21 protein-coding genes and 1 riboswitch are annotated in these 26,897 nt (G+C 72.5%); of the genes, 10 read left to right on the top strand and 11 right to left on the bottom strand.

Annotated elements, in window-relative coordinates; genetic code table 11:
• The first annotated feature begins 321 nt into the window (after positions 1-321).
• Both ACIRGB_RS02930 and ACIRGB_RS02935 read left to right on the top strand, forming a co-directional pair.
• Positions 322-1,317, top strand: a complete 996-nt coding sequence (locus ACIRGB_RS02930) for an esterase/lipase family protein (protein WP_403858030.1) — start codon at positions 322-324, stop codon at positions 1,315-1,317.
• Positions 1,318-1,513: 196 nt separating this feature from the next.
• Positions 1,514-3,184: a peptidoglycan DD-metalloendopeptidase family protein gene (locus ACIRGB_RS02935; RefSeq protein ID WP_403858032.1), complete on the top strand. Its 1,671-nt coding sequence runs from the start codon at positions 1,514-1,516 to the stop codon at positions 3,182-3,184.
• 89 nt (positions 3,185-3,273) lie between these two features.
• Here ACIRGB_RS02935 and pcrA read toward each other — a convergent pair whose 3' ends face one another.
• Positions 3,274-5,763, bottom strand: a complete 2,490-nt coding sequence (gene pcrA / locus ACIRGB_RS02940; protein ID WP_403858033.1) for a DNA helicase PcrA — start codon at positions 5,761-5,763, stop codon at positions 3,274-3,276.
• 253 nt (positions 5,764-6,016) lie between these two features.
• Positions 6,017-6,197: riboswitch (cyclic di-AMP (ydaO/yuaA leader) on the top strand.
• Between the two features lie 6 nt (positions 6,198-6,203).
• Here pcrA and ACIRGB_RS02945 point away from each other — a divergent pair.
• Both ACIRGB_RS02945 and ACIRGB_RS02950 read left to right on the top strand, forming a co-directional pair.
• Positions 6,204-7,388 carry an NlpC/P60 family protein gene (locus tag ACIRGB_RS02945; RefSeq protein WP_403858034.1) on the top strand — a complete coding sequence of 395 codons (1,185 nt, stop codon included), beginning with the start codon at positions 6,204-6,206 and terminating at the stop codon, positions 7,386-7,388.
• 27 nt (positions 7,389-7,415) lie between these two features.
• Positions 7,416-8,432 carry a tellurite resistance/C4-dicarboxylate transporter family protein gene (locus ACIRGB_RS02950; protein WP_403858035.1) on the top strand — a complete coding sequence of 339 codons (1,017 nt, stop codon included), beginning with the start codon at positions 7,416-7,418 and terminating at the stop codon, positions 8,430-8,432.
• On the opposite strand, the gene ACIRGB_RS02955 is transcribed toward ACIRGB_RS02950, so the two are convergent.
• Complete coding sequence (locus ACIRGB_RS02955) at positions 8,410-8,763, bottom strand: hypothetical protein (protein WP_403858036.1); 354 nt, start codon at positions 8,761-8,763, stop codon at positions 8,410-8,412. The genes ACIRGB_RS02950 and ACIRGB_RS02955 overlap by 23 nt on opposite strands.
• A 307-nt stretch (positions 8,764-9,070) precedes the next feature.
• Between ACIRGB_RS02955 and ACIRGB_RS02960 the strand changes: the two genes are divergently transcribed.
• Entirely contained in the window at positions 9,071-10,126 is a 1,056-nt protein-coding gene (locus ACIRGB_RS02960) for an NlpC/P60 family protein (protein WP_403858038.1), read from the top strand.
• A gap of 28 nt (positions 10,127-10,154) precedes the next feature.
• Here the strand turns inward: ACIRGB_RS02960 and ACIRGB_RS02965 are convergent, their stop codons facing one another.
• Together ACIRGB_RS02965 and ACIRGB_RS02970 are read right to left on the bottom strand one after the other, a co-directional pair.
• Positions 10,155-10,901, bottom strand: coding sequence for a response regulator transcription factor (locus ACIRGB_RS02965; RefSeq protein ID WP_104635695.1), 747 nt, complete (start codon positions 10,899-10,901; stop codon positions 10,155-10,157).
• Positions 10,898-12,193: a PspC domain-containing protein gene (locus tag ACIRGB_RS02970; RefSeq protein WP_403858040.1), complete on the bottom strand. Its 1,296-nt coding sequence runs from the start codon at positions 12,191-12,193 to the stop codon at positions 10,898-10,900. Before ACIRGB_RS02970 ends, ACIRGB_RS02965 begins: the two co-directional genes overlap by 4 nt.
• A 180-nt stretch (positions 12,194-12,373) precedes the next feature.
• On the opposite strand from ACIRGB_RS02970, the gene ACIRGB_RS02975 reads away from it, so the two are divergent.
• Both ACIRGB_RS02975 and ACIRGB_RS02980 read left to right on the top strand, forming a co-directional pair.
• The gene (locus ACIRGB_RS02975) at positions 12,374-13,768 is read left to right on the top strand and encodes a PspC domain-containing protein (RefSeq protein ID WP_403858042.1); all 1,395 of its coding nucleotides are present in this window, start codon (positions 12,374-12,376) and stop codon (positions 13,766-13,768) included.
• Positions 13,755-14,000 carry a hypothetical protein gene (locus ACIRGB_RS02980; RefSeq protein WP_403858044.1) on the top strand — a complete coding sequence of 82 codons (246 nt, stop codon included), beginning with the start codon at positions 13,755-13,757 and terminating at the stop codon, positions 13,998-14,000. The genes ACIRGB_RS02975 and ACIRGB_RS02980 overlap by 14 nt, the downstream gene beginning before the upstream one ends.
• 61 nt (positions 14,001-14,061) lie before the next feature.
• Here the strand turns inward: ACIRGB_RS02980 and ACIRGB_RS02985 are convergent, their stop codons facing one another.
• From ACIRGB_RS02985 to ACIRGB_RS02995, 3 genes are all read right to left on the bottom strand, one after another.
• Entirely contained in the window at positions 14,062-14,577 is a 516-nt protein-coding gene (locus tag ACIRGB_RS02985; RefSeq protein WP_403858046.1) for a DoxX family membrane protein, read from the bottom strand.
• A gap of 152 nt (positions 14,578-14,729) precedes the next feature.
• Complete coding sequence (locus tag ACIRGB_RS02990; protein WP_403858048.1) at positions 14,730-16,025, bottom strand: hypothetical protein; 1,296 nt, start codon at positions 16,023-16,025, stop codon at positions 14,730-14,732.
• 193 nt (positions 16,026-16,218) lie between these two features.
• Complete coding sequence (locus ACIRGB_RS02995) at positions 16,219-17,022, bottom strand: class II aldolase/adducin family protein (RefSeq protein WP_403858050.1); 804 nt, start codon at positions 17,020-17,022, stop codon at positions 16,219-16,221.
• A 127-nt stretch (positions 17,023-17,149) separates the two neighbouring features.
• Between ACIRGB_RS02995 and ACIRGB_RS03000 the strand changes: the two genes are divergently transcribed.
• Positions 17,150-17,635 (top strand): pyridoxamine 5'-phosphate oxidase family protein, encoded by a 486-nt coding sequence (locus ACIRGB_RS03000; protein WP_403858052.1) that lies wholly within the window; start codon positions 17,150-17,152, stop codon positions 17,633-17,635.
• A gap of 24 nt (positions 17,636-17,659) precedes the next feature.
• Here the strand turns inward: ACIRGB_RS03000 and guaA are convergent, their stop codons facing one another.
• Entirely contained in the window at positions 17,660-19,240 is a 1,581-nt protein-coding gene (gene guaA / locus ACIRGB_RS03005; RefSeq protein ID WP_403858054.1) for a glutamine-hydrolyzing GMP synthase, read from the bottom strand.
• Positions 19,241-19,596: 356 nt separating this feature from the next.
• Between guaA and ACIRGB_RS03010 the strand changes: the two genes are divergently transcribed.
• A complete protein-coding gene (locus ACIRGB_RS03010) occupies positions 19,597-19,884 on the top strand; it encodes a chorismate mutase (RefSeq protein ID WP_403858056.1) in 288 nt (95 codons plus the stop codon).
• Between the two features lie 362 nt (positions 19,885-20,246).
• Positions 20,247-21,260 carry a hypothetical protein gene (locus ACIRGB_RS03015; protein WP_403858058.1) on the top strand — a complete coding sequence of 338 codons (1,014 nt, stop codon included), beginning with the start codon at positions 20,247-20,249 and terminating at the stop codon, positions 21,258-21,260.
• Positions 21,261-21,403: 143 nt separating this feature from the next.
• Here ACIRGB_RS03015 and ACIRGB_RS03020 read toward each other — a convergent pair whose 3' ends face one another.
• From ACIRGB_RS03020 to ACIRGB_RS03030, 3 genes are all read right to left on the bottom strand, one after another.
• A complete protein-coding gene (locus ACIRGB_RS03020; protein WP_403858060.1) occupies positions 21,404-23,230 on the bottom strand; it encodes a GMC oxidoreductase in 1,827 nt (608 codons plus the stop codon).
• 38 nt (positions 23,231-23,268) lie between these two features.
• On the bottom strand, positions 23,269-24,882 hold the full coding sequence (locus tag ACIRGB_RS03025; protein ID WP_403858062.1) for a succinic semialdehyde dehydrogenase: 1,614 nt from the start codon (positions 24,880-24,882) through the stop codon (positions 23,269-23,271).
• Between the two features lie 162 nt (positions 24,883-25,044).
• Complete coding sequence (locus ACIRGB_RS03030) at positions 25,045-26,784, bottom strand: serine/threonine-protein kinase (protein WP_403858064.1); 1,740 nt, start codon at positions 26,782-26,784, stop codon at positions 25,045-25,047.
• Between the last annotated feature and the right edge of the window lie 113 nt (positions 26,785-26,897).

Genomic DNA, 26,897 nt, shown 5'->3' on the forward strand with positions numbered 1-26,897 from the left:
GCATCCCGCAACCGGCAGTTTCGCGGTGGATACAGAGGGGGAAATCACACGGTGGGACACGTTCGCCGCGCACCATTCCGGGTGCGGCGGCAACACGCGCACGGAGAGCCGCAGCGAGGGGCAGCGCAGGTCGGCAGCGGACCTCATCGCCGTTTCACCGACACCACAGGCCGCATACGGCCCACAGGGCTCTGATACGGCATGCCGGAACACGGGTAGGCATAAACCTCGTAAACAGCACCAGTCACTGGTGTCACGGCGCTCCACGAGGGCACACGGGGGACAGAGGCGTCCCTGCGCGTGCCGACAGGAGGTCGGCCCATGAAGGTCACCACGGCAGCACTGCCCCTTCTCCCGCTCTTCCAGCGTCTGCTGCCCGGGCTTCCGGGACTCCCCGGACTTCCGGGACTCCCCGGACTTCCGGGGCTCCCCACCGTCCCAGGGCTGCCGGACCTGGCAGGTCTTCCGGGCCGACTGACCGGACTCTCGCTGACCCTCCTGAAGGCAAGCGCCCTGGAGGCCGCCATCCTCGCCGGGCACCTCCTCCTCTACCCCTCGGGGATCATCCAGGAGCGGCGCCCGGCCCAGGCCCTCCGGCCGGTGGGCGCCCAGGACCCGCAGCCGTCCCCGCCGCCCCCCAGGCTCCCGGCCCCGGCCAGCCCCCCGGTGGTGCTGCTGCACGGCTTCATCGACAACCGCTCGGTCTTCCTGCTGCTGCGCCGCAGCCTGGCCCAGCACGGCAGGCACGAGATCGAGTCGCTGAACTACTCCCCCCTGACCTGCGACATCCGCACCGCGGCCGAGCTGCTCGGCCGGCACGTCGAGGAGATCTGCGAGCGGACGGGCAGTGAGCGGGTCGACGTCGTCGGGCACAGCCTCGGCGGACTGATCGCCCGCTACTACGTGCAGCGCCTCGGCGGAGACCTCCGCGTCCGCACCCTGGTGACGCTCGGCACCCCACACGCCGGCACCAAGGTGGTGCCGCTGGCGAACGCGCACCCGATCGTGCGCCAGATGCGCCCCGGATCGGCGGTGATCGAGGAGCTGACCTGGCCGGCCCCCGGCTGCCGTACGCGGTTCGTCAGCTTCTGGAGCGACCTGGACCGCGTGATGGACCCACTGGAGACGGCCTGCCTCGACCACCCCGACCTGAGCGTGGAGAACGTGAGGGTGAGCGGCATCGGCCACCTCGCGCTGCCGGTGCACCCCACCGTGGCCACGGGGATACGGCAGGCACTCGACACCGCGGGACCGGCAGCAGGTGTGGAAACGGGTAAGGAAACGGGCAAACGTTCCGGCGGGCTGACCGTGGCCTGAGAGCGGAGCAACCCGTTCGGACTCGAACAATTTTCGAACACAAAGCCAAACTCGTGCCCACCGTCCCCCAAAACACGGCCGATTGCCCGTTTCCTTCGCTCGCGAAACCTGGGGAAGATTGTCGTGCCCGTATACCGCCGGGTACAGTCGCCGCACTGCTCTGGCAGCCCCTGTTGTCGAGGCGAAAGAGAAGTTGGTGAACGACCGTCACCCGTCGGGGACAACCACCCCCCCGGCTCCGGCTTCCGACGCCGCGTCGGCGCAGTACGCGTCGTACGGCACCGGGGAGGCCCAGTACGGCGACCTCACCACGTTCGGCGGCTACACCTCCACCGGTTTTTCCACCGGCACCGCCGACACCTCGGCCTTCGACGCGGACCCCCTCTTCGGCAGCATGCCGGGCCACTACACCGGCACCCACGAGGCGACGGGTTCCTACGACACCGCCCAGTGGCCCACCGGCGGCGAGCAGACCCCGCACTACGACGCGTACGCGGCCCAGCAGCACGCCGCCTACGACACCGGCGCCTACGACACGACGGCGTGGACGGCCGGATACCCGCAACAGGGCTCGGTACCGCCGCAGACCACGGGCGTCGAGGGCACCGGGCAGTGGGACACCGGCGACTGGAGCCTTCCGGACCAGTCCGGCGCTCCCGCCGACGCGACCCAGCAGTGGGCCTGGGGCACGCAGACCTTCGAAACCGGCACCGCCGACACCGGCACCTTCGACACCGGGGCGTTCGACACGGGCGCCTACGAGACGAGCGCCTTCGCGACCGGCACCTTCTACACCGGCGCGTTCCCGGGCGGCCTCGCGGACACCGGCTCCTACGACGCCACGCAGTGGAACCCGGACCCCGCGGCCACCGGCACGGTCGAGGACCCGGCCCGAACGGCCGAGCACCCCGCTCCGGACGACGCCACGCCGGACGTCACGCCCGTCACCGAGAGCGCCGAGAGCACCGAAGCCTCCCCGTACGACGGCGAGTTGGCCGCCACCGGTGAACTCCCCACCGTGACCGCCCTGCTGGACGACCAGGAAGAGGTCACGCCCGCCGCGCGGGTCCCGGCCGCCCGCACCGGCTCGCGTGCCGGTTCCCGCGCCGGGGCGCGTTCCCGCCGCCGCCAGCCCGCCAAGCGCTCCGCGCTGCTGACCATCGCCGTGCCGTCGGCCTGCGTGATGAGCGTCGCCGGTATCGCGGCCGCCTCCGTCGGCAGCCTGACCGGTGACGAGAGCGCGGACGCCGCGACATCGGCACCGGACCCGGGCAACGCGGAGGCCGCACCGGTGAAACCGGCCGCCGCCAACAACAAGCTGGACACCCAGCTCACGAGCCTGGCCGCCGGGGCCGACGACTTCGCCGACCGGGCCAGCCGGACGCAGGAGCGCATCGACCTCAAGGCCGAGCAGGCCGCCGAGAAGAGGCGGGCGGCGGAGGAAGCGGCCCGCAAGGAGCGGCTGCGCCCCAAGTTCGCGCTCCCGGTGGAGCAGCACGGCCTCAGCGCCTACTACGGGCAGGCCGGCATCAACTGGATGTCCGTCCACACCGGCATCGACTTCCCCGTGTCGTACGGGACGAAGGTGATGGCGGCGACCGACGGCACCGTGCGGACGCAGTACAACAGCGCGTACGGCAACATGATGATCGTGACCGCGAAGGACGGCACGGAGACGTGGTACTGCCACCTCTCCAGCTATCAGGTCCCCTCCGGCTCGACCGTGAAGGCGGGCGACGCGATCGCGTTCTCCGGCAACTCGGGCAACTCGACCGGTCCGCACCTGCACTTCGAGGTGCGCCCCGCGGGCGGCTCGTCGATCGACCCGCTGCCGTGGCTGCGCAGCCACGGCATCAACCCGACCTGACGCCGTAACGTCTCGGCGGACCGGCCGGGCGGCCGCGGTCGGCCCGGGCGAACACCCGGACCCTCACCGCACCGCCCCGCCTCACACCCTCAGAGCTTCTCCACCGGCGCGTACCGCAGCAGCAGCCGCTTCGGCTTGGTGTCCCCGAAGTCGATCGTCGCCTCCGCGTTGGACCCGGTGCCCTTGACCCCGACCACCGTGCCGAGGCCGAACTGGTCGTGCGTGACGCGGTCGCCGACCGCCAGCGACACCGTCGGCTGCTCGGCGCCGGCCGACCTGCGGGTGGCGAAACCGGACGCGCCGGACGCCGACGAGCGGGAACGCGACGACGACAGCGACGCCGCCACACCCGAGACCGGCACCGAGGACGCGGGGCCGTTCGCCCCGGTCCGCTTCCACTCCAGGTGGGGAGCGGGGATCTCCTCCAGGAACCGCGAGGGCGGGTTGTACGACGGCTGGCCCCAGGCGCTGCGCAGCGTCGACCGGGTCAGGTAGAGGCGCTCGCGGGCGCGCGTGATGCCGACGTAGGCGAGGCGCCGCTCCTCCTCCAGCTCCTTGGCCTGGCCGAGGGCGCGCAGGTGCGGGAACACGCCGTCCTCCATGCCGGTGAGGAAGACGACCGGGAACTCCAGACCCTTGGCGGTGTGCAGGGTCATCAGGGTGACGACGCCGTCGCCGTCCTCCTCGTCGGGGATCTGGTCGGAGTCGGCGACGAGCGCCACCTTCTCCAGGAAGTCGGCCAGCGTCCCGGCCTCCTCCCCCTCGGCCCGCTCCTGCTCGAACTCCAGCGCGACGGCCGCGAGTTCCTGGAGGTTCTCGATGCGGGTCTCGTCCTGCGGGTCGGTGGAGGCCTGCAACTCGGCCAGGTACCCGGTGCGTTCGAGGATCGCCTCCAGGACGGTCGCCGGTCCGGCGCCGGACTCGACGATGGTGCGCAGGTCCTCCATGAGGGTGTTGAACCGCTTGACGGCGTTCGAGGAGCGCGCGGCCATGCCGTACGCCTCGTCGACGCGCCGCAGCGCCTGCGGGAAGCTGATCTTCTCGCGCTGGGCGAGGGCGTCGATCATCGCCTCCGCGCGGTCGCCGATGCCGCGCTTGGGGACGTTGAGGATGCGGCGCAGCGGCACCGAGTCCTCCGGGTTGGCCAGGACGCGCAGGTAGGCCAGGACGTCCCGGACCTCCTTGCGCTCGTAGAAGCGGACGCCGCCGACGACCTTGTAGGGCAGGCCGGTGCGGATGAAGACCTCTTCGAAGACACGGGACTGGGCGTTGGTCCGGTAGAAGACGGCGACGTCCCCGGCCTTGGCCTCGCCCGCGTCGGTGAGGCGGTCTATCTCGTCGGCGACGAACTGCGCCTCGTCGTGCTCGGTGTCGGCGACGTACCCGGTGATCCGGGCGCCGCTGCCCTGGTTGGTCCACAGGTTCTTGGGGCGGCGGGACTCGTTGCGCTCGATGACCGCGTTGGCGGCGCTGAGGATGGTCTGGGTGGAGCGGTAGTTCTGCTCCAGGAGGATCGTCGTCGCGTCCGGGTAGTCCTCCTCGAACTGGAGGATGTTGCGGATGGTGGCGCCGCGGAAGGCGTAGATCGACTGGTCGGCGTCGCCCACCACGCACAGCTCGGCGGGCGGCACCTCGGCCTCCGGCGGCACGTCGACGGGGTGCTCCGAGGGCACGCCGACCAGCTCGCGCACCAGGGCGTACTGGGCGTGGTTGGTGTCCTGGTACTCGTCGACCAGGACGTGCCGGAAGCGGCGGCGGTAGTGCTCGGCGACGTCCGGGAAGGCGCGCAGCAGATTGACCGTGGTCATGATCAGGTCGTCGAAATCGAGGGCGTTGGCCTCGCGCAGCCGCGACTGGTACATGGCGTACGCCTGGGCGAGGGTCTTCTCGAAGCCGTCGGCGGCCTGGGCGGCGAAGTCCTCCTCGTCGATCAGCTCGTTCTTCAGGTTGCTGATCTTCGCGCTGAACGACTTCGGCGGGAAACGCTTCGGGTCCAGGTCGAGGTCGCGGCAGACCAGCGCCATGAGCCGCTTGGAGTCGGCGGCGTCGTAGATCGAGAACGACGAGGTGAAGCCGAGCTTCTTCGACTCGCGGCGCAGGATGCGGACGCACGCGCTGTGGAAGGTCATCACCCACATCGCGTGGGCGCGCGGGCCGACGAGCTGCTCCACGCGCTCCTTCATCTCGCCCGCGGCCTTGTTGGTGAAGGTGATCGCGAGGATCTGGCCGGGGTGGACGTTCCGCTCGGCCAGCAGGTGGGCGATGCGGTGGGTGAGCACGCGGGTCTTGCCGGAGCCGGCACCGGCCACGATGAGCAGCGGGGAGCCGGAGTGGACGACGGCGGCGCGCTGGTTGTCGTTCAGCCCCTCCAGGAGCGCGGCGGCGTCCAGGGCGGGGCGCGGGGCGCCGTCCCGGTAGTGGGTGTCCCGGTCCGGGGGCGCGTCGAACTTCCCGCCGAACAGATCGTGCGGGACCTGCTCCGGTCCGTGATCGTCCTCGGGCGGCGGCGGGGGTTCCTCCTCGTGACCCCGGGGGGTCTGGAGGCTCGCCAGGAAGCTGTCGTCAAAGAGGCTGCTCATCGCTCTCCGAGTCTAGGGCGCCCCACCGACAACCCGGTGCCACCCCGGAAAATGCCCCGGCACTCCTGGGCCGGGCACGCCCCGCGACCGGCCGCGACACGAAGAGTGACGCCCGCCACCTGCGCAAAGGCGCCCGCGCGGAAGGTCACGAAAATGTATCGGGCATATCACCCACCAACCTTCACAGCGGCCACACGAGTTGGCTACGGTGCGGGCAGGCCGCTCGACCCCCTCCGGCGAACCTCGCCGGGCCGCGCGGCCTCCGCCGAGTCCGGCCTGCCCGCACGGCAGCCGGAGCCGGGGACCCAACCGAGACTTTGGGGTGAATCGGCCGCACCGCCCTCCATGAGGGACGGACCCGCCGTAGGGCAACCCTTCCGAACCACCGCCCGAACCCGACAGCTAACCCGGTAGGCGGAGCACTGGAAGGAGTCGCCTCCTTGGCGTCGCACCGCAAGTCGCGTCCCACCGGCACCCGCGTCGCGGGCATACGGACCCCGGCCCTCGCCACCGCGGCCCTCACCTCCGTCGCCCTGCTGTCCCAGACGGCGAACGCCACGCCGTCGGACGACCGGCCGACCCTCGAAGAGGTCGAGAAGAAGGTCGACGACCTCTACCGCCAGGCCGGGTCGGCGACCGAGAAGTACAACGCGGCCAAGGAGAAGACCTCCAAGCAGCGCAAGAAGGTCGACACCCTCCTCGACGACGTCGCCCGGCGCACCCAGAACCTCAACGACGCGCGCGAGGAGCTGGGCTCCTTCGCCTCCGCCCAGTACCGCACGGGCGCCTCGGTCCCGGAGACCGCGACCCTGCTGCTCGCGGACTCGCCGCAGGACTACTTCGACCAGAACCAGCTGATGAACCGGCTCACCGGCCGGCAGAAGAGCGCCGTCGACGACTACGTCACCCAGCAGTCCGAGACGATGAAGAAGCGCCGGGAGGCCACCGAGAGCCTCGAGACGCTCACCGACGCGCAGACCGACCTCAAGACGGCCAAGTCGACCGTCCAGAAGAAGCTGGCCACCGCGCGGGAGCTGCTGTCGGAGCTGACCGCCGAGGAGAAGGCCCGGCTCGCGGCGATCGAGAAGAAGAAGCAGCAGGAGGCCGCCCGCAAGGCCGCCGAGCTGGCGAAGCAGCAGACGGCGCGGGAGGCGGCCGAGCGCGAGCGGCGGGAGGAGGCCGCCCAGCAGCAGGAGAGCGGCGCCGGAACCGGCGGTACCGGTTCGTCGGGGTCGTCGGGCTCGTCGACGCCGGACACCTCCAACGGCACCAAGGCGGAGAAGGCGATCGCCTTCGCCCGCGCCCAGATCGGCAAGCCGTACGTCTGGGGCGCCACGGGCCCCGGCTCCTACGACTGCTCGGGCCTCACCCAGGCCGCCTGGAGGGCCGCGGGCGTGAGCCTGCCCCGCGTCACCTACGACCAGGTCAACGCTGGCACGACCGTCTCGGTCTCCCAGGCGCAACCCGGTGACCTGGTCTTCTTCTACGACGACCTCAGCCACGTCGGCCTGTACATCGGCGACGGCATGATGATCCACGCCCCGAAGCCGGGCGCGTACGTCCGCGAGGAGTCGATCTTCTACGACGGAGAGTCGTCGATCCACAGCGTGGTGCGCCCGGCCTGATCCTCGGGGGTCTCTAGCATCGGGCGCATGTCATCGGCCACCCATCCCTCCGCGCTGCGCACCTGGTGGGCGCAGCGTCCACCGGCGGCCGGGGCCGCGGTGATGGCGACCGGCATCGTGTCGGTCGCCCTGCATCTGACCGGCCGCGAGGTCCTGTCCCGGACCGCTCTGGTCCTGGCCTGCACCGCCTGGCTGATACTGGCCGCGAACTTCGTCTACCTGCTGCTCGCCGACCGGGCGCAGTGGGTACGGCGGGCCGGGACGCCGGGGGCGCTCACCGCCGTCGCCGCGACGACCGTGCTCGGCACCCGTTTCTCGCTGCTCGGCTGGTCGCTCCTGGCGGCGGTGCTGCTGGCGCTGGCGGTCGTGCTGTGGCCGTGGCTGCTGTACCTGGTGGTGCAGCGCTGGGGGCGGCGGATGCCCGGGGCGGTCTTCCTGAGCTGCGTGGCCACGGAGGGGCTCGCCGTGCTCGCCGCCACGCTGGCCGCGGCCACCTCGACGCCCTGGCTCGCGCACGCGGCGCTGGTGCCGTTCTGGCTGGGGATCGTGCTCTACCTGATCGCGCTGTTCCGCTTCGACCTGCGGCAGGTGGCCCGTGGCTCGGGGGACCACTGGGTGGCGGGCGGCGCGCTCGCCATCTCGGCCCTCGCCGGCGCCAAGCTGCTCGCGGCGGCCGGGACCGGCATGTACCTGTGGAACGCGGACGACCAGGCCGTCCTGCACGACGTGACCGTCTTCCTGCTCACGCTCGACCTGGCCTGGTACGCCGTGCTGCTGGCCGCCGAGATCGCCTGGCCCCGCCTCCGCTACGACGTGCGCCGCTGGTCGACCGTCTTCCCGCTCGGCATGACGGCGGCGGCGACGCTGTCCGTGGCCGTGGCCGTCGACGTCCCGTGGCTGGACGTGCCCGGCCGGGCGCTGCTGTGGATCGCGGTGGCCGGGTGGCTGGCGGTCGCGGCGGGGGCGGTCGTCCGGGCCCGGGCCGGGCTGCGGTCCGCGGCAGCGGACTCCGGGGCGGCGGTCAGGTCCACAGCACCGCGATGAAGATGTTCACCAGGGTCAGCGCGCCGACCAGGCCGAACAGCGGCTTGTCCACCTTCTCGTCGTCGCGCTTCACGTAGACCAGGCCGAGGATCACGATCAGCACGGCGAGCTTCACGCCGATCTTGACGTTGTCGACGGCGTAGTCCTGGGCCTGGTTGAGGCCGACCAGGACGGCGCCGGTGACCAGCATCGTCAGCGCGCCGTGCAGCATCGCGGGGGTGAACCGGGCCGCGCCCCGGCCCATCGCCTTCATCTGGGTCAGGAAGCCGCCCAGGAGCGCGGCGATACCGATGATGTGCAGGCCGACGAAGAGGTGGATGAGTACGTCCATGAGGCCGGAGCCTAATGAGGGCGTGGGCGCGCCCGGACACCGGCCCGCCCCGGCGCTCCATAACAGCTCACGTTCCCCATCCGCCTCCGATCCGGCATATCGGTCATCACCCTGCGTGAAGGCGACGGGCCCTGGAGCTGGTTGCGGTCACATACGGTCGCCGCACGATCCGCTGCCGCCACTTCCGTGCATCCCGTCACCGGACCGTTACCGACCCGCCTAGCGTCCTGGCCCAGGCGGCCGGAGCGGACCGGCGCCGACCCGGCACGGGCCGGAGTCGAGTCGTACGGAAGGACGTGGATCGCAGGTGGGAACGCACCGCAGGCCGCGACAGCGCGCGACGGGCGGCGGCAGAGCACGTACGGCGGCCACGATCACCCTCGCGGGCGCGGCCACCGCCACGGGCCTGGGCGGGACCGGACACGCCGATCCGCAGCCGACGGCGGCGCAGGTCAGGGCCAAGGTGGACAAGCTCTACCAGGAGGCCGAGGTGGCCACGGAGAAGTACAACGGCGCGAAGGAGAAGGCGGACGCCGCCGAACGGCGCCTGGAGGAGCTGCGGGACGAGGCCGCCCGCAAGGAGGACCGGCTGAACTCGGCGCGGGAGGCGCTGGGTTCGGTCGCGGCGGCGCAGTACCGCAGCGGCGGCCTGGACCCGGCGCTGCAACTGGCGCTCTCGTCCGACCCGGACCGGTATCTCGACGGCGCCGCGTTCGTCGAGCGGGCGGGCAGCCGGCAGACGGCCGAGGTGGGCCGCGTACGCAAGGAACTGCGGGAGATCGAGCGGCTGCGCGGGGCCGCCCGCGTCGAGGTCTCCTCGCTGAAGGCGCGCCGGGCCGAGCTGAAACGTCACCGCGAGACCGTCACCGGCACGCTGGAGTCGGCCCGCCGCCTGCTGTCCCGGCTGACCGCCGAGGAACGCGCCCGCGTCGGCGACGGAACGGGCGATCGCGCCTCCCGCGCCGCTTCCGCCGGCTCCCGGGAGGGCCTGTCCGCCGCCGCGAAGGCCCCCGACTCCCGCGCCGCGGCGGCCGTGGCCTACGCCTACCAGAAGCTCGGCAGCCCCTACGTGTGGGGCGCGACCGGCCCGAACGCCTTCGACTGCTCGGGCCTCACCCAGGCCGCCTACCGCGCGGCCGGCGTCTCCCTGCCCCGCACGACCTACGCCCAGATCGGCGCGGGCCGCCGCGTCGGGCGGTCCGAACTCCTCCCCGGTGACCTGGTCTTCTTCTACTCGGGCATCAGCCACGTCGGCATCTACGTCGGCAACGGGCGTATGATCCACGCCCCGAACCCGTCGGCTCCGGTGCGGGTCGCCCCGGTCGACGAGATGCCGTTCGCCGGGGCGACGCGGGTGGTGTGAGGCGCACACGCCGCCCCGTGCAAAGCCGTCAGACCAGCCGCCGCGCGGTCGCCCAGCGGGTCAGCTCGTGCCGGTTGGACAGCTGGAGCTTGCGCAGGACCGCCGAGACGTGGGACTCGACCGTCTTGACCGAGATGTACAGCTGCTTGGCGATCTCCTTGTACGCGTAGCCGCGGGCGATCAGGCGCAGTACCTCGCGCTCGCGCTGGGTGAGCCGGTCCAGGTCCTCGTCGACCGGCGGCGCGTCCGTGGAGGCGAACGCGTCGAGGACGAAGCCGGCCAGGCGCGGGGAGAACACGGCGTCCCCCTCCTGGACGCGGAAGACGGAGTCGACCAGGTCGGTGCCGGTGATGGTCTTGGTGACATAGCCACGGGCGCCGCCGCGGATCACGCCGATCACGTCCTCCGCCGCGTCCGAGACGGACAGGGCGAGGAAGCGCACGGGCCGCTCGGCGTCGCTCATCAGGGGGGCGCAGCGGCGCAGCACCTCGACCCCGCCGCCGCCGGGGAGGTGGACGTCGAGGAGCACGACCTCGGGGCGGGTCGCGGTGATCACCGTGACGGCCTGGTCGACGTCGGCGGCCTCACCGACGACCTCGACCCCGGTCTCGGCGGTCTGGCCGATCTCGGCCTGCACGCCGGTGCGGAACATCCGGTGGTCGTCGACGAGCACCACGCGCACGCGGCGCTCCCCCGCGCCACCACTCGCCGGCTGTGCGGGCTCGGCCGCCTCGCCCGCTCCCGCCGTTCCGTTCCCCTCGGTCGGGTCGCTCATGACGTCTTCTCCGCCCTCTCCATTTCCAGTTCGACCTCCGTGCCGCCGTCCGGCACCGCGCGCAGCCGCGCAGTGCCCCCGTTGCGCTCCATGCGGCCGATGATCGATTCTCTGACGCCCATGCGGTCGGCGGGTATCGAGTCGAGGTCGAAGCCGGGGCCGCGGTCCCGGACGGACACGAAGACCATCCTGCCCTCGACTTCGGCGTAGACCTGTACGGCGCCGCCCTCGCCACCGTACTTGGCCGCGTTCACCATCGCTTCGCGCGCGGCCTGCATCTGCGCGCTGACGCGCTCGTCGAGGGGGCAGTCGCCGACGACGACCACCTCGAGGGGGACGCCGTGCTTGTCCTCGACCTCCGCCGCGTTGCGCTTCACGGCCTCGGCGAGGGTGGTGGGCTCGTCGTCCTCGTCCTTGCCGTTGCCCTCCGGTTTGTAGAGCCAGGAGCGCAGGTCACGCTCCTGGGCCCGGGCCAGGCGGCGCACCTCGCCCGCGTTCTCCGCGTTGCGCTGGATCAGGGTCAGGGTGTGCAGCACCGAGTCGTGGACGTGGGCGGCGACCTCGGCGCGCTCCTGCGCGCGGATGCGCATCAGCCGCTCCTCGGACAGGTCCTGCGTCATCCGCACCAGGTAGGGGCCGGCGAGGAGGGTGATGCCGACGAGGACGGCGAGGGCGGCCTGGAGGACGGAGCCGAGGTGGGCCGCGGACCCCTGGAGGACGAAGATTCCGGTGACCCCGGCCGTCACCAGCAGGACGCCGGCCACCGAGCGCAGCAGCGTGACCGTACGGCGGTGGCGTCCCACCTCGGCCCAGCGGGCCCGGCGCGCGTTGTCCGCCTGACGCCAGACGAGGGCGACACCGGCGCCGACGAGCACGGTCGGCCACAGGTAGACCCTGGCGCCGCCGCCGAGGTCGACGTTGCCCACGAAGACCAGGGCCACGACGACCATGAGGAGCAGGGCGACCAGCTGCCCCTTGTCCGGCTTGCGGGCCACGAGTCTGCGGCGGCCGTCCGGCCCGGCCTCGGAGGTGACGAGCGACGGCGGCGGCTTCTGCGCCTCCACTCCCCCGACGCCCAGCGGCACGAAGAACCAGAAGGCCGCGTACAGCAGCGCGCCCAGGCCGTCGGCCATGAACAGGCCGACGAAGGCGAACCGCACCCAGATGACGGGCAGCCCGAGATGCCCGGCGAGCCCCCGCGCCACCCCACCGAGCCAGCGTCCGTCGCTGCTCCGGTAGAGCTTGCGCGGCGGCCGCGGTTCGACGACGGGTGCTGCTGCGGCTTCCGGCATGACACAGATGGTCACACGGGTGCCCGAGCCGGAGCATCAGGGTCGTTCCCCCAATCACCCCTGATCTTCGGGCCGCGCGTGCCTCGAACACGGCCCGGGCACGGAGTCAGGGCCGATATCAGGGTCCGACCAGGGTCGAACCGGCTGCCGTCACGGCGCCGCGCCCGTCACCATGGACCCATGACAGATCACGAGCGCGCCGCGACGGGTCCGGGACCCGGCTCCGGCCCGCGCCCCCCACGGGGCGCCGGGGCGCACGACGCCGCGCCCGCCGCGGACGCCGGTGCGGACGCCCCCGGGCCGCCGCACCGGTTCCGGCGCGACCGGCGGCACAAGGTGCTCGCCGGTGTGTGCGCCGGCCTCGGCCGGCAGTGCGACCTGGACCCGGTGATCTTCCGGATCACCCTCGCGGTGCTCTCCGCGACCGGCGGCATCGGTCTCCTCTTCTACGGCTTCGCCTGGCTCTTCGTCCCCTACGACGACGAGGAGGAGAACGAGGTGCGCAAGCTGCTGACCGGCCGGGTCGACGGCCATGCGCTGACGGCCGTGCTCTTCGCCCTGGTCGGCTGCGGGATCTTCCTCACCATGCTGCGCAACGGCGGCGTGCTGACCTTCGCCGTCGTCCTCTCCCTGCTCCTCGCGGGCGCCGGGTACTGGTCGCGGCACCGCAGGGCCCCCGAACCCGACCCGCTCTCGGCGCAGGCCGTCGCGGACGCCCCGCCGGAGGCCCAGGCGCCGCCGATCATGTACACCTGGCCCTCCTGGTGGCGCGAGCCCATCGTCAAGGACGGCACCCACGACGGCGGGACGGGCTACATGTGGGGGCCGCCGGACTCCGCGGACCGGGACATCGCGGCGGCCGTCAACATCGGCCGCGGGGTCCCGGGGCGGCGCGACCGCGGTCCGGCGGGCGACCGGGGCCCCTGGTCCCCGCAGCCGCGCGGCCCCCGCGGCATCGGCGGCTGGGTGTTCCTGCTCGCCCTGCTGGCCGGCTTCCTCGGGACCCGGCTGACCTGGGACGACCACCCGCTGGGCACCAGTTTGCAGACCGGCCTGGCGTGCGCGCTGGCGGTCTTCGGCCTCGGTATCGCGGTCAGCGCCTTCGTCGGGCGCACGGGAGCCGGTTCGGTCTTCCTGGCCGTCGTCACGGCGGGCCTGCTGGCCGGGTCGGCCGCCGTTCCGGAGAACGTCGGGACCGAATGGGTCCGGACCACCTGGAAACCGGTGGTGGCGGCCGACGTGCGCGGCCAGTACGACATCGGCGCGGGCAGCGGCACCCTCGACCTCTCCCGCCTCGACCTGGCCGAGGGGCAGACGGTGACCACCCGGGCCGACGTGGGCATGGGCCGAATACGGGTGGTCGTGCCGCAGGACGTGACCGTGCGGCTGAGCGTCGAGGTGGGCGTGGGCGACATCCAGCTGCCCGGCGACGACGAGAAGGACGTGGACGTGGCACCCGGCAAGCACAAGGAGATCACCCTCTCCCCCACCGGGGGCGGCGAGGACGCCGGCACGCTCGACCTCGACCTCCAGGTCGGCGTCGGTCAGGCGGAGGTGTCCCGTGCTGCGTCATAGGTTCCAGCCGGGGCGGCTGGTGGCCGGCCTCTTCCTGATGCTGGCCGGTGTCATCTACGCCGGTGACGCGGGCGGCCTCTGGGAGACGCCGTGGTTCGTGGTGATCCCGGTCGTCGTGGGCGGGCTCTGCCTCGCGGGCGCGGTAGGGCTGGTGGCCCGGTCCGTGCACCGGCGCCGCGGAGAGCGTCGCGCGGCGCCGCCCGACGCACCCCGGGCGGACCTTCCCCGCTGACGGCGCCGCGACACCGACGACACCGACGACACCGCGAGGCCGCGAGGCCGCGAGGCCGCCCCTACCGGTACCCGCCCGTCCGTCGCCTGCGCCGGGAGCGCAGTACGGCGTCCAGCGACAGCAGCGGGGCGCCCGCGAGGACGAGGGGGAGCCAGGCCATGAGGTAGGCGAGGTCGTTGCCGTAGTAGTAGGGATCGGAGGCCCAGCTGACGGTCAGCCACAGGCTGAGCGAGATCAGCGCACCGCCCAGCGCCGCCAGGCGGGCGAGCAGCCCGAGCAGGGTGCCGATGCCGACGGCCAGCTCGCCCAGGGCGATGGCGTAGCCGAATCCGGGCGGGTTCTTCAGGGCGAGGTCGACCAGCGCGGGGACAGCCGAGGAGTCGCGGACGGTACGCATCATGTCGCCGATGGAACCGGCGCCCGCGTCCTTCATGAAGGCGCTGTCGGTGAGCTTGTCCAGACCGGCGTAGAGGAACGTGACACCGAGGAAGACGCGCAGCGGAAGGAGGGCGTAGCGGGCGGCGTTGTCCCGCCAGTCCCTCCCGCCCCCGGGTGAGAGGTGGACATCCGTCCGCATACCGTGAGTCATCACTGCCAGCCGCCTCTCGCCGCGCACGCCCGGACCCCCCACAGACCATACGTACGAAACCGGGGCCCCGCTCAATCCTCGGCAACCGGTTTCCCGCCGCCGGTTCCGGCGGGCCGCCGAGCGAGGGCACACGTGCGGGGTCAGTCCGTCACGTCGATCGCGTACCGGTTGGTCTCCGCACCCGCGCCCGTGACCACCTGGACGTCCACCCGGCCCGGTTCCACGTCCGCCGGGACCGGGACCGTCAGCAGGTCGTCCGCGGGGTTGCTGAAGCCGCCCGTCACCGGGACCAGCGGCACGTGGACGTTGACCGCGCCGATGCGGACGACCATCCGGGACAGCCGGTCGGCCCGTTGAGCGCCCGGCGGCACGAAGCCCGCGCCGCGGATCTCGATGTCGTCGCCCGTGCGGATGGGCCCGTCCAGGTCACCGGCCTCCCGCGCCCGGACCACGGAGAGGATCACCGGCCGGCCACCCTCGGCGTACTTCCCGGCCACGTAGGTCGCCGCGGAGACCAGCACCACCACCGCCAGTCCCCAGGGCAGGTCGGGCAGTTGCTCCGGGCGCCGGGCCAGCCGTACCGCCGCGAACACCAGGGCCACGGTGCTGATCACGACGTACTGGATGTCGGCGAAGGTCCCGCGGCCCGCGTCGTCCGTCAGCAGGTCGCGGGCGCGCGGCCGGTCGGCCCGTACCTTTTGCAGCCGCTGCCCCAGGACGCGCAGTCCGACCACCCGCCGCACCAGGACCGCGATCCCGCAGACCACCGCGAGCACGGTCACCGCGCCGGTGCCGCGCCCGAGTTCGAGACCGGAGATCAGCGCGTCCCGCCGGTCGGGTCCGGAGGCGACGGCCAATTGCCCGGCGAGCACCAGCACGGCGTAGGCGATGAAGAGGACCCAGGCCGCCGCCACCGCGCGGGAGGTGGACAGGCGGTTGTCCTCGCCGATGACCGGCGCCAGCGCCCCGCCCCCGGCCCGGTGGAACCACGACGCGGCCGTCAGCGCGCCGGCCACCACCAGCGCCGCCGCGAGTCCGGCGGTGCGCGCCGCCGACCAGCCCGCACCGACCGCGGTGAGCGCCTGCCCGAGCAGCAGCAGGACGACCGCGGCCCACACGACGACCGTCGTGCGCCGGCCCAGCGCCGCGAGCCAGGCGTCGCCCTCGGCCCGGCCGCGTTCGGCGACGGCTTCCGCCGACTGGGTCAGCTCCTCCGAGACCCACTGGCGGGAGGCGGAGGCCGAGTGGGCCACCGCGGCCGGCAGCCCCTGCCCGGCCGCGAACTCGTCCCGCCGCAGCAGGAACGCGGCCACCGCCCTGCGGTGCCCCTCCCGGGCACCGTGCGGGCAGTCCCCGCAGGTGCAGCCACCGCCGTGGGCCGCCCCGTACGCGTCCCTGTCCGAGCCGCTCCCGCGTCTCGCCTCCTGCACCGCCACGCCCGACGCCCGCCTTCCCGCACCCGGTAAGTCCCTTGGAACGACAGCGAATTGTGCCGTACCCCGGCCCGCGTCCGCGCGCCGCTCCGTCTTACGTCTGCTCAACGGGGGTGATGCGCGGACCGCCGTGTTGACGCGGCCCCGACCCGCCCCCGCGCCCGCCCAGCGCCGCCTCGCGCCGCCCCGGGCACGGTCAGTCGAACAGGTCCGGTTCGCGGCGGGTGACCTCCTGCCACAAGGGCTGGTAGTTGATCCACGCCACCAGGTCGCCGCCGAGCTGTTCCCGGGTCGCCACGGCCTGCCGGTGGTCGATCAGCACCGGCCGCCCCGCCGCCTTCGCCAGCAGCTGCACCTGGCAGGACCGCTCCAGCGACAGGAACCACCAGGCCGCCGCGTCCACCGAGTCGCCGACCGTGAGCAGCCCGTGGTTGCGCAGCACGAGCGCCTTGCCGGAGCCGAGCACGCCCGCGATGCGCCGCCCCTCCTCGGCGTCGACGGCGACGCCCGAGTAGGAGTCGTACAGGGCGTGGTCCTCGTAGAAGGCGCAGCTCTCCTGGGTGATCGGTTCGAGCAGCTCGCCGAGGGCCGACAGCGCGCGCCCGTGCACCGAGTGGCAGTGGGCGACCGCGACGACGTCCGGGCGGGCCGCGTGGACCTGGGAGTGCACGGTGAACGCCGCCTGGTTCACATGGTGGCCGCCCTGCACGACCTGGCCCTCGGAGTTGGCCAGCACCAGGTCGCTCACCGTGATGTGGGCGAAGGGCACGCCGAACGGGTTGACCCAGAAGCAGTCGGTGTACTCGGGGTCGCGGGCGGTGATGTGCCCGGAGACCCCGTCCTCGAACCCGGACCGCCCGAAGAGGCGCAGCGCGCAGGCGAGCCGTTCCTTGCGGTGCCGGCGCTCGTCCTCGACCGAGTCGTGCCTGGGCGGCATCGCGAACCGCAGCCGGTCGGTGGGCAGCGGCGGGGGCTCGGTGGCCCCGGGCGTCCCGTGCATGTGTTCTCTGTCCTTCGGCGCCAGATGTGCCTTACGGGCCGGAAGTTACCGGCGGTGCGGCCGGGAGGACAGATCCGGGGACCAATACGCGACAGAGGGTGTCGGTTTTCACGTTCACACTCGGCGTATGACGTCACGCACCCCTGTGAACTGGGCCGGGTTCGCCGCCGCCGAGCCCGCCCTGGCCGGCACCGTTCAGGCGCGCTTCGGCGCGTACACGCACCACGTCCTCGCCACCCTCCGCAAGGACGGCTCGCCCCGCACCACCGGCCTGGAGGTGCGCTTCCTGGGCGGCGAGCTGTGGCTCGGCATGATGCCGCACTCGCTGAAGGCGCTCGACCTGCGCCGCGATCCGCGCTTCGCGCTCCAGGCGAACCCGGGGGACGGCACCGGCATGGGCGGCGGGGACGTGCGGATCGCCGGCCGGGCAGTCGAGGTCGAGGACCCCGCGACCAAGGCCGGATACGTGAAAGAGGTGGAACCGCCGGAGCCGTTCCACCTCTTCCGTACCGAGCTGACGGAGGTCGTGCGGACCCGCGTCGAGGACGACACGTACCTCGTCGTCGAGATCTGGCGGCCCGGTCAGCCCGTGCGCACCATCAGGCGCACGTAGGGAGCGCCCTCCAGGGCTCTAGGGTCACTCCCACTCGATCGTGCCCGGCGGCTTCGAGGTCACGTCGAGGACGACGCGGTTGACGTCCTTGACCTCGTTGGTGATCCGGGTCGAGATCTTGCCGAGCACGTCGTACGGCAGCCGGGACCAGTCGGCGGTCATGGCGTCCTCGGAGGAGACCGGCCGCAGGACGATCGGGTGGCCGTAGGTGCGGCCGTCGCCCTGGACGCCGACGGAGCGGACGTCCGCGAGCAGCACCACGGGGCACTGCCAGATGTCGCGGTCGAGGCCGGCCGCGGTCAGCTCCTCGCGGGCGATGGCGTCGGCCTCGCGCAGCAGGTCGAGCCGCTCCTTGGTGACCTCGCCGACGATCCGGATGCCGAGGCCGGGGCCCGGGAACGGCTGGCGCTGGACGATCTCGTCCGGCAGGCCCAGCTCCTGGCCGACCATCCGGACCTCGTCCTTGAACAGCTGGCGCAGCGGCTCGACCAGCTCGAACTCGATGTCGTCGGGGAGGCCGCCCACGTTGTGGTGGGACTTGATGTTGGCGGTGCCGGTGCCGCCGCCGGACTCGACGACGTCGGGGTAGAGGGTGCCCTGCACGAGGAAGGCGACCTCGGGGCCGTCCTCCCGCATGATCTCCAGCTGCGCCTGCTCGAAGACCCGGATGAACTCGCGGCCGATGATCTTCCGCTTCTCCTCGGGGTCCGAGACCCCGGCCAGCGCCTTGAGGAACCGCTCCTCGGCGTCCACGACCTTCAGCTGGACGCCGGTCGCGGCGACGAAGTCCTTCTCGACCTGCTCGGTCTCGCCCTTGCGCATCAGGCCGTGGTCGACGTAGACGCAGGTCAGCTGGGAGCCGATGGCCTTCTGGACGAGGGCGGCGGCGACCGCGGAGTCCACGCCGCCGGACAGGCCGCAGATGGCCCGCTTGTCGCCGACCTGCTCGCGGATGGCGGCGACCTGCTCCTCGATCACGTTGCCCGTGGTCCAGTCGGGGCTCAGGCCCGCGCCCCGGTACAGGAAGTGCTCCAGCACCTGCTGCCCGTGCGTGGAGTGCATCACCTCGGGGTGGTACTGGACGCCGTAGAGCTTCTTCTCGTCGTTCTCGAAGGCGGCGACCGGGACGACGTCCGTGGAGCCGGTGACGGTGAAGCCCTCGGGGGCGGCGGAGCAGGCGTCGCCGTGCGACATCCACACGGCCTGCTCGGCCGGGGTGCCCTCGAAGAGGGTGGAGGACGGCTTGGAGACCACGAGGTCGGTGCGACCGTACTCACGGGCGCCGGAGTTGTCGACGGTTCCGCCGAGGGTCTGCGCCATCAGCTGGAAGCCGTAGCACATGCCGAAGACGGGGACGCCGGCCTCGAACAGGGAGCGGTCGAGGGTCGGGGCGCCCGGCTCGTACACCGACGAGGGGCCGCCCGAGAGGATGATGGCCGCCGGGTTCTTGGCGAGGATCTCCTCGACCGGCATGGAGCTCGGCACGATCTCGCTGTAGACCCGCGCCTCGCGGACACGACGGGCGATGAGCTGGGCGTACTGCGCGCCGAAGTCGACGACCAGGACGGTGTCGGGGGCGGCGGCAGCGGGAGTCGCTGATGACACGGGGTGCCTTCCGGCGGTCGGGCGGGGGGCTTGTGCTCCCGATTCTACCGAGCTGGGCAGGTGACCCGGCCCCGCCGTCGGCCGCCGCCGTCGCCCCTCCCCCCGGCCCCTCCCCGGGTCTCACCATCCGAACCGGCTTGGACACCGACCGTCGCCGGGGCATACTGGGCCCATGCACAAGCACCAGGCGTTCCTGTTTACCTATGGCAACCGGCCCACCGGCTGCCATGGTCGTGCTGCTTGAGCAACTGACAAGCGACTTCCCAGGCGCCCCGGGCCGACAAGGTCCGGGGCGCCTGGCGTGTGCGGACCGTGCCGGTCCCGGGTGCGCCGCCCTTCGGCGAGGAGCCACCGACATGACCGTCACCGCAGCAGACAAGACCGGCGCCCACACCCCCGAGGCCGCCGACGTGATCACCGGCGCCCGGGAGCGCATCGACGCCCTGGACGACCGGATCATCGGGCTGATCCAGGAACGCATGGCCGTCTCCGCCGTCATCCAGGAGGCACGGATCACCTCCGGCGGCCGGCGGGTGAACCTCTCCCGCGAGATGGAGGTGCTCGACCACTACCGGCAGGCGCTGGGCCGGCCGGGGACGGCGCTGGCGATGACGATGCTGGAGCTGTGCCGCGGACGCGTCTGAGGCCCGCGGCGCGACCGGGGAGCGTCGTCGTATCTGAGTTCGGGCCCCTTCTCACCCGTACGGCGCGTGACCGGTACCCGCGCGGCTTCGTTGGTCCCGGTGTCCGTGCCAGCCAGGGGCGGGCCCGATAGAACCACGCGTGGCTCGCTGGAGCGATGAGACGTACGGATCGTGCCGTGCGTCGTGGGACCTCGCTCCAGGAAGTGATCGGACGGCAGGGGACAGCAGCCCGGTCACCCAAGAGAACGGCCGGCTCCGGGGACGCCCGGGGCCGGCCGACGGGACCGGCAGTGACACAGGACACATAAGGATTCTGTGAAGACGGGGACAACCATTCACAGGTTCCACTGATCAAAACGGGCATGAACCTTCGTCGCGCCCTGGCCGCAGTCGCCGCCACGGCAGTGATCTCCCCCGCCGCGCTGCTCGCGGCCCCGGCCGCCTCGGCGACCGGCAGTACGTCGCCGTCCCCGTCCGCCTCGTCGGACAGCTCACCGTCCCCGAGCGGGTCGACGAGCGAGACCTCGCCCGCCCCGAGCGACTCGACGAGCCCGGCCACGGGTTCGCCCGGCTCCCCGGCCTCCCCGCCCCCGAGCACCACGGGCGGGGGCACTCCCGGCCCCGGCGGCTCGCAGACGACCACGTCCGCCCCCGCGGTCCCGTCACCGAGCACCTCCGCGCCCGGGGACACCGAGATCCCGGTCCCCGAGCCGTCGGTGTGCGAGGACACCAAGGTCGACGTCGACATCGAGGGCCTGCCCGGCGAGATCGCGGCGGGCAGCGGCTGGCACAAGTTCTCGCTGAACGTGGCCAACAACTCCGGCTCCACGCTCCAGGACCTCGAGTACCTGGCCGGCGCCTCCGCCGACCGGGACGGCGAGGAGCTGTTCGAGAGCAAGAAGGTCGGCCTCCAGGCCTGGAACTCCGAGGACAAGATCTGGGAGGACCTCAACGAGCTGGGCTACGCGGTGGGTTACGTCGGTTACACCGACGAGCTGGCACCCGACTACGAGGTCGACATCCCGATGCGGATCAACGTGCGGTCCGACGCCCCGGTCGGCGCCGGCTTCACCCTCGGCGCGACCATCTACGGCGACGCGGACGACGCGTGCATCGGCTTCGGCGATGTCGCCTACAAGTTCCGGATCGTGGCCCCCGGCACTGACACGGAGGGCACCGAGCCGCAGGAGGGCGGCAGGGCGCCCGTCGCCGTCGAGAAGCCGGCCGCCGACACCCCCGAGGTCACCGGAAGCCTCGCCGCGACCGGCTCCAACTCGGCGCTGCCGGTGATCGGCCTGGCCGGCGGGCTCGCCGTGGTCGTCGGTGGCGGCGCGGTGTTCGTGGCGCGGCGGCGCAGGGCCGGTTCGGACGCCTGACGCTCGCGGAAGCGGCGTGACACGGGCTGGGTGAGCGGGACCCGCACTCGGAGGGGGGTGCGGGTCCCGCTCACCTTTTGCTTCTCTTCTCGCTTCTCGCTTCTCGCTTCTCTTTTCGCTCTCTTCTCGCCTCTGTGCGGCCGCTACTGCTTCGGCGGCACCGTCGGTACGTTCAGGAACGGCAGCCGCAGCGCGCCGAAGGCATTCTCCGGGACGGCCGGCGACCGGGGCTCGACGGCGGCCAGGCGTTCGTACCCGGTGCCCTGCGCGGGGCGCGGGTCGCTCTCGCCCTTGTTCGGCCAGTACGCCATCGCGCGCTCGGCCTGCGCGGTGATGGTCAGGGACGGGTTGACGCCGAGGTTGGCCGAGACGGCGGCGCCGTCGACGACCGAGATGCCGGGGTGGCCGTAGAGGCGGTGGTAGGGGTCGATGACGCCGGTCTCGCGGGAGGCGCCGATCGGGCAGCCGCCGAGGAAGTGGGCGGTGAGCGGGGTGCCCATCAGCTCGCCGATGTTGGAGCCGGCGAAGCCGTTGATCTCGGCGGCGAGTGCGGAGGCGCCCTCGGTCGCGGCCTTGATCTGCTTGGGGTTGGGCGAGCCGTGGCCCTGGCGGGCGGTGAGCAGGCCCTTGCCGACGCCCGCCGGTTTCAGGTGCGTGGACAGGGAGTTGTCCACGGACTGCATGACCAGGCCGATGATGGTCCGCTCGGACCACTTGCGGTTGGACAGCGAACGCAGGACCAGCAGCGGGTGCTTGGCCGCGTGGCCCAGGAAACCCAGGACGCGGGACGTGCCCGAGGCGGTCCGCCCGGCGTAGGGGACCTGGAGGATGGACAGGCCGCCCATCGAGTTGGAGCCCTTGCCGTACCGCACCGGCTCGATGTGGGTGTTGGGGTCCGGGTGGATCGAGGACGTGATGGCGACGCCGCGCGTGAAGTCGGCCCGTGCCTGGCCGGTGGCGCTGCGGTAGCGCCGGTCGTCGGTCTGGGCGCCGACCAGTGCCTCGGAGTTGGTGCGGGTCAGCTCGCCGAGCCTGTCGGACAGGTAGGGGAGCTGGCCGCCCGCCTTCATGCGGTGCAGCAGGGTCTGGGTGCCGTAGGTGCCGGCGGCTATGACGACGCGGCGGGCGGTGAAGGTGCGGCCCGCCTCCTTCTTCCCGAGCTTCCTGCGGTCGGTGGGGAGCGTGGCGACCGCGAAGCCGCCGCGCGAGTCGTCCGTGACGGACACGACCGTCGTCATCGGGTGCACGACGGCACCGGCCTTCTCGGCGAGGTACAGGTAGTTCTCGTTGAGGGTGTTCTTCGCGCCGTGCCGGCAGCCGGTCATGCACTCGCCGCACTCGTTGCAGGCCCTGCGGTCGGGGCCCGCGCCGCCGAAGTACGGGTCGGGCACCTGCCGGCCCGGCCCGGCCTTCGCCGTGCCGTCGGCGTCCTCGCCGTCGCCGAAGAAGACGCCGACCGGCGCCATGTGGAAGGTGTCGCCGCAGCCCATCCGCTCGGCGGCCGCCTTCAGGTGCACGTCGGAGGGGGTCATCGTGGGGTTGAGACGGACGCCCAGCATGCGTTTGGCCTGGTCGTAGTACGGGGCCAGTTCCTCGTGCCAGTCGGTGATGCCGCTCCACTGGGGATCGTCGAAGAAGGGCTTCGGCGGCACGTAGAGGGTGTTGGCGTAGTTGAGCGAGCCGCCGCCGACCCCGGCTCCTGCCAGGACCATGACATTCCCGAGCAGGTGGATGCGCTGGATGCCGAACATGCCGAGCTTCGGCGCCCACAGGTAGTTCTTCAGGTCCCAGGAGTTCCTGGGCAGCGACGCGCGGGTGAAGCGGCGGCCGGCCTCCAGGACACCGACGCGGTAGCCCTTCTCGGTGAGGCGAAGGGCGGAGACGGAGCCGCCGAAGCCGGATCCCACGACGAGGACGTCGTAGTCGTACCCGTTCTCGTCCCGGGTCTGGACAGAGTTCTCCTGCGACACGTGCTCTCCTCGTTGAGAACGGGCGGTGGTGGGGTGGATCAGCGGAAGCGGAACGCCTTCATCAGCCGCAGGCTCCGGCTCATGAACGCCGCGTACGTCTCGTCGTCCATCCCCAGCGAGGGCGCCATCGGCAGCAGCCGCTGGTGGGCGACGGTCTGGGCCTCGGTGTACTTGAGGATGCCCTCGGAGCCGTGCCGGCGGCCGAGGCCGGAGTCCTTCATGCCGCCCATCGGGGACTGGGCGCTGCCGTAGGCGGGGGCGTACCCCTCGTTGATGTTGACGGTCCCGGTGCGCATCCGCGCGGCGACCTCGTGGCCGCGCCGGGCGTTCTTCGTCCACACCGAGGAGTTCAGGCCGTACGGCGTGGCGTTGGCCTGTGCGACGGCCTCGTCCTCGGTCGTGAAGCGGTAGACGGAGACGACCGGGCCGAAGGTCTCCTCGGTGCACACGGTCATGGGGGCCGCGACGCCGTCGAGGATCGTCGGCTCGTAGAAGTACGGCCCGATGTCCGGGCGGGCGACGCCGCCGGCGACGAGCCTGGCGCCCCGCTCCACGGCGTCCGCCACGTGTGCCTTCACGGTCTCCAGCTGCCGCTCCCCCACCAGCGAGCCCATGTCGGCGCCGTAGGAGAGGGAGGTGCCGAGCCGCATGGCCTTGGTGCGGGCGGCGAAGCGCTCCAGGAAGGCGTCGGCGACGGACGCGTGGACGTAGAGCCGCTCGATGGAGATGCAGAGCTGGCCGGCCGAGGAGAAGCAGGCGCGTACGGCGCCCGCCGCGGCCTTCTCGATGTCGGCGTCCTCGAGCACCAGCATGGCGTTCTTGCCGCCGAGTTCGAGGGAGACGCCGACCAGGCGGGCGGCGGCGCCCCGGGCGACCTCGCGGCCGGTGCGGGTGGAGCCGGTGAAGGAGACGTAGTCGGCGTGTTTGACGACCTCGGGGCCGACGACCGGGCCCTCGCCGAGGACGACCTGGAAGACCTCGGCGGGCAGACCGGCCTCGATGAGCAGGTCACGGGCCCACAGGGCGGTCAGGCAGGTCTCGGTGTCGGGCTTCATCACGACGGCGTTGCCCGCGACGAAGGCGGGGAGCGCGTCGCCGACGGACAGCTCCAGCGGATAGTTCCACGGGGCTATCTGACCGACGACGCCGCGCGGGTGGCGCAGCTCGGTGACCTTCGTCAGGGTCGGTACGGCGCCGGTGTGCCGCTTGGGCCGCAGGTACGCGGGGGCCTTGCGGCCGTAGTGCCGGGCGGCGACGGCGACGGCCTGGACCTCCTCGTGGGCGTGCAGGCGGGCCTTGCCGGTCTCCAGCTGGATGAGGTCGAGGACCTCGGCCTGGCGCTCCAGGACCAGGTCGTGGAAGCGCAGCAGGACCGCGGCACGCTGCCGTACCGGCGTGCGCGCCCACACGGCCTGGGCGGCGCGGGCCCGCTCGAAGGCCGCGGCCACGTCCTCGGGCGTCGACTCGGGCAGGTCGGCCAGCTTCTCGCCGGTGAACGGGGTGTGGTTGGCGGTGCGGCCGGACCCGGCCACGCCCTTGGTGAGCTGGGCGACCAGCTCGGGCGTGACCACGTCGGCAGCGGTGCGGGCGCCCTCCGGGGTGGGGGCGAGGGGGTTCGTGCCGGTGAGTTCCGGGGCCTGCGCGTCCGTCATGAGCCGCAGGGTATGACGCCGCGCGGGCTTTGTGTACCCGTCGGTAATGGGGATTCACGGTGATTCACCGAGTGCTCACATGCCGCCAGTGATCGCTGGCAACAAACCTGCTGATCAGGGCGTTGTGCGGAAGACCGGAAGGCGATCACTTCTTTTCCCGCCTCAGAGGCCGGCCACCTCCCAGTTGGCGAGCACCGTCCGGGCGATCTCCCGTCCCTCGTCGGCGAAGTAGCCCTCGCGCGGGTAGTCGACCGACACCTTGTACATGTCGCCGTTGCCGGCCCGGTAGTACAGGATGTGGAACTCGCGCGCGCGGGGGTTCTGCGTGTCCGCGGTCGTGTACGCGATGGTGTTCTCGGCGGCCTTCTCGCCCTTGTACTCGGTCTCGCTCGGCTCGCCCTCGGGCGCGGGATCGGAGGCGAAGTTCCAGGAGTACTCGCCGTCCTTGAGCATCTCCCAGTCCGCCCAGGCGTTGGCGCCGGCGGTGTCCGGGATCTCGTTGGTCTTGTCGTCGGCCTTGATGTCCCGGTCCACCGAGACGGTGACCGCGCCGCTCGGGTCGGCGAAGGTCTCGTTGGTGCCGTCCCAGTCCTCCGCGTGCTTCGCCTTCACGAACTCGGCGGGCACGCCGACGCTCATCCGGACCTTGCCGTCCAGCTTGTGCTGCTTCCAGCCCTCCGGGAGCGGCCCCGCGAAGGGCTCCGCGACGACCAGGCACGACGCCACCGCCGCCGCGACGACCACCGCGCCGAGGGTGATCCACGCGTTGCGGCCCAGCCGGACGCTCCAGCGGGACGCGGGCGCCGCGCCCGGCTGCTCGGGCCCGTCGAGCCGGACCACCTGAGTGGGCGGCGGCGCGGGCGGGTGCGCGGCGGCGTCCAGGAGGGCGCGGACCCGGGCGGCGTCCGGGCGGCGCGCCGGGTCCTTGTCCAGCAGGCCGGTGATCGCCTCGGCCAGCGGGCCCTGCGCGGAGGCGGGCGGCGCGGGCGTGGCGTTGAGCACCGACTGGAGCGTGGCGGGGGTGTTGCTGCGGCGGAACGGCGAGACGCCCTCCGTCGCCGCGTACAGCACCACGCCCAGGGACCACAGGTCGCTCGCCGGGCCGGGGCGCTGGCCCAGCACCCGCTCCGGGGCGATGTACTCGGGCGAGCCGACGAAGCCGCCGGTGTCGGTCAGGCTGGTCTCGCCCTCGATCTGGGCGATGCCGAAGTCGGTGAGGACGACCCGGTCGTGCCGGCCGAGCAGGACGTTGTCCGGCTTCACGTCCCGGTGCAGGACGCCGGCGGCGTGCGCGGCCTCCAGCGCGCCGAGCACCTCCAGGCCGATGCGGGCCGCCTCGCGCGCGCTCAGCGTGCCCTCCTGGAGGGCGTCGCCGAGCGAGCGCCCGCGCACGAGCTCCATCACGATCCACGGCTGCTCGTCCACGACCGCCACGTCGTGCACGTCGACCACGGCGGGGTGGTCCAGCCGGGCCGCGGCGCGCGCCTCGCGGCGCATCCGCTCGAAGACGTTGGCCCGTTCGCGTTCGGGAAGGTGGTCGGGGACGCGGGGTTCCTTGACGGCGACCTCGCGGTCGACGGTCTCGTCCTTGGCCCGCCACACCGTGCCCATGCCGCCGTGCCCGAGCTTGGAGATCAGCCGGTAGCGGCCGGCGATCAGCCGCCCGGCGCCCGGCTCCGCCGCGGTGGCCGAGGGGGCCGAGGGGGCGGGCGCGGTCGGCGGGGCCGTCGAGGCGGCCGTCGCAGGTGGCGACGACGGAGGTAGCGACCGCGGCGGTACGACCTGCGTGGGTGCCGCGTAGGGATTGCCGGGATGCGGCACGCCGGCGGGTGGGTTCGGTGGTCGCAGGTCAAAACTGGTCGGCTCGTCCGCCCCGTTGCGGGGCCCCCCGTTGCTGCTCATGGGTCCATCCATGCCGCGCCGGGCGCGCGCCTTTCCACCGCCGGTGCGCGGCGGTCACAGACCCGTGACGCGGGTTGCCGCTTATCTCCCGTTTGGATACCGGTGCCGGAGCC

The sequence above is a fragment of the Streptomyces sp. NPDC102490 genome (genome assembly GCF_044765285.1).
Classification (GTDB): Bacteria; Actinomycetota; Actinomycetes; order Streptomycetales; family Streptomycetaceae; genus Streptomyces.

Excerpts from the sequence above, each read along its gene's own strand:
- ACIRGB_RS02975 (WP_403858042.1), top strand. The coding sequence starts at position 12,374 with ATGACAGATCACGAGCGCGCCGCGACGGGTCCGGGACCCGGCTCCGGC.
- ACIRGB_RS03000 (WP_403858052.1), top strand. The coding sequence starts at position 17,150 with ATGACGTCACGCACCCCTGTGAACTGGGCCGGGTTCGCCGCCGCCGAG.
- ACIRGB_RS03030 (WP_403858064.1), bottom strand. The coding sequence starts at position 26,784 with ATGAGCAGCAACGGGGGGCCCCGCAACGGGGCGGACGAGCCGACCAGT.
- ACIRGB_RS03025 (WP_403858062.1), bottom strand. The coding sequence starts at position 24,882 with ATGACGGACGCGCAGGCCCCGGAACTCACCGGCACGAACCCCCTCGCC.
- ACIRGB_RS02965 (WP_104635695.1), bottom strand. The coding sequence starts at position 10,901 with ATGAGCGACCCGACCGAGGGGAACGGAACGGCGGGAGCGGGCGAGGCG.
- ACIRGB_RS03010 (WP_403858056.1), top strand. The coding sequence starts at position 19,597 with ATGACCGTCACCGCAGCAGACAAGACCGGCGCCCACACCCCCGAGGCC.
- pcrA (WP_403858033.1), bottom strand. The coding sequence starts at position 5,763 with ATGAGCAGCCTCTTTGACGACAGCTTCCTGGCGAGCCTCCAGACCCCC.
- ACIRGB_RS02955 (WP_403858036.1), bottom strand. The coding sequence starts at position 8,763 with ATGGACGTACTCATCCACCTCTTCGTCGGCCTGCACATCATCGGTATC.
- ACIRGB_RS02995 (WP_403858050.1), bottom strand. The coding sequence starts at position 17,022 with ATGCACGGGACGCCCGGGGCCACCGAGCCCCCGCCGCTGCCCACCGAC.
- ACIRGB_RS03015 (WP_403858058.1), top strand. The coding sequence starts at position 20,247 with ATGAACCTTCGTCGCGCCCTGGCCGCAGTCGCCGCCACGGCAGTGATC.
- ACIRGB_RS02970 (WP_403858040.1), bottom strand. The coding sequence starts at position 12,193 with ATGCCGGAAGCCGCAGCAGCACCCGTCGTCGAACCGCGGCCGCCGCGC.
- ACIRGB_RS02950 (WP_403858035.1), top strand. The coding sequence starts at position 7,416 with ATGTCATCGGCCACCCATCCCTCCGCGCTGCGCACCTGGTGGGCGCAG.
- ACIRGB_RS02930 (WP_403858030.1), top strand. The coding sequence starts at position 322 with ATGAAGGTCACCACGGCAGCACTGCCCCTTCTCCCGCTCTTCCAGCGT.
- ACIRGB_RS02985 (WP_403858046.1), bottom strand. The coding sequence starts at position 14,577 with ATGCGGACGGATGTCCACCTCTCACCCGGGGGCGGGAGGGACTGGCGG.